This is a genomic window from uncultured Paraglaciecola sp., from assembly GCF_913058035.1.
GTDB lineage: Bacteria > Pseudomonadota > Gammaproteobacteria > Enterobacterales > Alteromonadaceae > Paraglaciecola.
Genome location: NZ_CAJXPA010000282.1, coordinates 1 through 3,919 on the forward strand (window position 1 = coordinate 1; position 3,919 = coordinate 3,919).

At 39.0% G+C, this 3,919-nt stretch carries 2 protein-coding genes and 1 pseudogene; 1 reads left to right on the forward strand and 2 read right to left on the reverse strand.

Annotation, left to right across the window (positions count from 1 at the left end):
* The first annotated feature begins 48 nt into the window (after positions 1–48).
* Entirely contained in the window at positions 49–576 is a 528-nt protein-coding gene (locus QZ562_RS20185; protein WP_293764334.1) for a Smr/MutS family protein, read from the forward strand.
* Positions 577–907: 331 nt separating this feature from the next.
* On the opposite strand, the gene QZ562_RS20190 is transcribed toward QZ562_RS20185, so the two are convergent.
* A complete protein-coding gene (locus tag QZ562_RS20190; RefSeq protein ID WP_293764337.1) occupies positions 908–2,356 on the reverse strand; it encodes a glyceraldehyde-3-phosphate dehydrogenase in 1,449 nt (482 codons plus the stop codon).
* A gap of 738 nt (positions 2,357–3,094) precedes the next feature.
* A pseudogene (gene dusA, locus QZ562_RS20195) lies at positions 3,095–3,912 on the reverse strand (tRNA dihydrouridine(20/20a) synthase DusA).
* Between the last annotated feature and the right edge of the window lie 7 nt (positions 3,913–3,919).

Here is a 3,919-nt window from a genome sequence, read left to right on the forward strand (position 1 = left end):
TAATTATAATATGATGTATTTAATTATTGGAGGCAGATTCACCGAACTATGAGTGGCAAACTAACAGATGAGGCTAGTTTCTCTGATTTGATGGGTGATATAAAACGGCTGGACGATAGTCGGATAAATGTCTATCAAAATCAGGTAAAGAAAAAAGTTTTCATTAAAAAACAATCTATTAAAACTGAATCAGCTGATTTTTCATATATTAATCATCACAATTTGGTGCTGATTGACGACAGCTTTTATCATTCATCTATTCTAAAAAAGCAACAAAAGAAAATTCGCCAGGGGGCCATGCCAGTTGATGATCACCTAGATTTGCATGGTTATAACCAGCAGCGGGCAACTAAAGAATTGTCTCAATTTATCGAGCACGCACTGTCAGTCGCTTTTCAATTTCTGATTGTGGTACATGGCAAAGGTAGTCGGTCTGAACATCAATCTGTTTTGAAACCACTCGTGCACCATTGGCTAGCTCAGCAATCCATGGTCTTGGCTTGGTGTCCGGCACAACCTAAACATGGTGGTAGCGGCGCTAGTTACATTTATCTGAGAAATGTTTTGGGTCAATGAAGCCAATCTTTGAGGTTTTTACTTCTCTATTCAAATTAAATATTTGAAATATCAGTCATAATAACAATCCACAGATGCATCGCTTGGCTGACGCCACCTTACGTTTAGAGCCACCAATCTATGTATCCTATTGCCGATCAGGCAATAGGAAAATTTTGTATTTAATAGGGTGTTCAATCGGCACTGGTACAACCGCTACTCAGCCTAAGACAGTGTAGATACTAATATAAGTGCCTGAATCGATTTTACGAAACAATTTTAAATTAGTCCCATTCGATACTAGCCCCTCTTTTTTAGCTAAAACTACCGTCTATTATTTGATAATTATTTTTTAAGTAGCGGGTAAAGCTGGGACATGAATACCCGCCATTTCATGCATTACTCGCACGACTTGGCAGCTATATCCAAATTCATTATCATACCAAACGTAGAGTACTGCACGGTCATCAACCACTATTGTTGCTTGTGAGTCGAGCACACCTGCGGAACGAGAACCCACTAGATCAGTAGACACTATCTCATTTGATGCGGTGTAATCTATTTGATTTTGTAATTTTGAATTTAGCGAAATTTGACGCATATAGTCATTCAATTCTTCTTTATTAGTGGCATTCTTTAAATTCAAATTCATAATTGCCATCGAAACATTGGGAGTCGGAACCCGTATTGCGTTACCAGTTAATAGACCGTCTAATTCTGGTAATGCTTTAGCTACCGCCTGTGCTGCACCTGTTGTACTAATCACCATATTCAATGGCGCACTTCGACCTCTGCGAGGGGATTTATGATAGTTGTCAATTAAATTTTGGTCATTAGTATAAGAATGCACCGTTTCAATATGTCCATTACGTATTCCAAATCTATCATTCAGTGCTTTTAAAATAGGTGTGATCGCATTAGTAGTACAACTTGCGGCTGAAACAATACTGTCTTCCGGTGAAATCATATCTTCATTAACACCATAAACAATATTCTTAATATGACCTTTTCCTGGTGCAGTAAGGAGCACTTTTTCAACGCCTTTTGATTGTAAGTGTTGACCAAGTCCGTCCTCATCAGTCCAAATACCCGTGTTATCTACCACTAAAGCATTGTTTATCCCATATATTGTGTAGTCTATCTCGGCAGGAGACTTTGCATAAATAACTTTTATGAAGGCACCATTGGCCTTAATAACATTATTTTCTTTATCTATTGTTATACTGCCATTAAAGGCACCATGAACTGAGTCACGTCTCAAAAGACTCGCACGTTTCTCCAAATCATCTTCTTCACCCGGACGAATAACAATTGCCCGTAAATTCAATAATGAATTAGGTCCGGCTCGTTCAATCAATAATCGTGCTAATAAACGCCCTATTCGACCGAATCCATATAGAACGACATCTTTTTTACTTTCGACATCAGACACTTTACTAATTGACACCAACTCGCGCTCTAAGAATTGTTCTATAGAAAGGCCGTCGGCTATACCATGAAATAAATACCGATAAGCTAGTTTGCCAATATCGACTCTTGACGGAGCAAGGTTCATTTCGCCTAAGGCTTTTATAAAAGGATAACTCTCACGTAAACGAAGTTTGTTGCCTTCATGTAATGCAACTGATTTATGTGACTTGATAATGTCGATTGCAGAGGCATTAACCAGCGGTTTTCCGTAAACAGATATTTCAATGCCTTTATTTCTAAAAAGTTGTCCAATAATTGGCTGCATGTTTTCTGCAAATGTTTGACGTTCTTGCCAGCTAGTTTGGTATTTTTCTTCAAGAAGATATGTCATAAGATAAACCTTATATTTTCAGTCATTCGAAAGTTAGTCTGTTAGATGATCACTCATAATTGGTGACGCTTATAACGAGTTGGGCATTATATAGATATAAACAAACTTTTTGTGTTTTATGCAGCAAAAACAAAAAATAAGCAGGGATACTTGATTAGGCCTTGGTTTGAGTTGGGACTGAGTCTGCTTTGAACACTCACCAATCATTTAAACTGACCAGCGTGAAAAGCCGCTATATCAACAATGCTGAAATTGGTATCACTCGCCGTGGGCTCAATTCAGAGCGCAGACCACGCTTTCATTCTTTATTTTACTAATAGTTGGAAAGTTTATGATTGACTAATACTGCTCGTTATTTTTCGTTCTAATTGAGCTTAAATCTCAATTCTCAATTCTGGCACCCCAAAACAACCCCCGAAAGGTTATCTGCTAGCTATATTCGACTATGCCCTGTGATTTACAACTGCTAATGCAGCTCCTAATGGCAATTTATGATGGAAGCCATATAACCAATACTTCTAAAAATATACGCTTAACTTCTTAAACCCGCTCTCGAGATTTCAAGTCATAACTTAATTTGTCTGAGCATGCATTTTAAATCTTTATCTAAAATTTTTCTTAAAGCTTGATCTCAACTATTAGCTCAAAATTTTGATAAACCTAATATGACAACTAAAAATAAAACGGATAATAAAAGTAAGTAGCGCACCTATCGCCCTTTATTACTCGGTGATCTAATCAATTAAGAAACTGTTCTGCTTGATATAACACATCCATACCCGCTGGTTTTTTGCAGGCGTTTTCGCTGATAAAACGTCGCCATTGTTTTGAATTAGGTTCACCATGAAACAGGCCAATAATATGTCGTACCATTCGTGTCAGTGGTTGTCCGTTTTCTAGCTGGGCTTCAATATAGGGGTAGTAAGATTGAAGCACTTCAAATCTTGATATGAATCGCTGGTTAGTTGCACCAAAAATTTGCGCGTCAACCTGATGGAGTAAATAGGGATTTTGATAAGGTTCTCGTCCCAACATAACGCCATCGACCAATTCTAAGTGCTGATGCGCTGCATCGAGGTCTTTGATTCCACCGTTGATAATAATTTCTGTGTCAGGAAAGTCTTGTTTCAAACGATAGACCCATTGATATCGAAGGGGGGGTACGTCTCTATTTTGCTTTGGGCTTAAGCCCTGTAACCAGGCGTTTCGTGCGTGTACGATCAATGCATCGACACCTGCTTCTATCTGAATTCGAGCAAATTCACGAAACACATCGTATTCGTCCTGTTGATCGATACCCGTGCGATGCTTCACTGTCACTGGCAGATCACCCGCACTACGCAGCGCACTGACACATTCGGCAACAACACCTGGTCGGCCATTAAACAGGCACCAAAGCTACCCGATTGAACTCGATCACTTGGGCAACCACAGTTTAAGTTGATCTCGTCAAAGCCAAAATCAGTACATATTTTGGCCGCTTGATAAAGCTGTTCTGGATCAGATCCACCGAGTTGAACGGCTAATGGATGTTCTTGCGGACTAAAGCCAAGCAAGTAATCC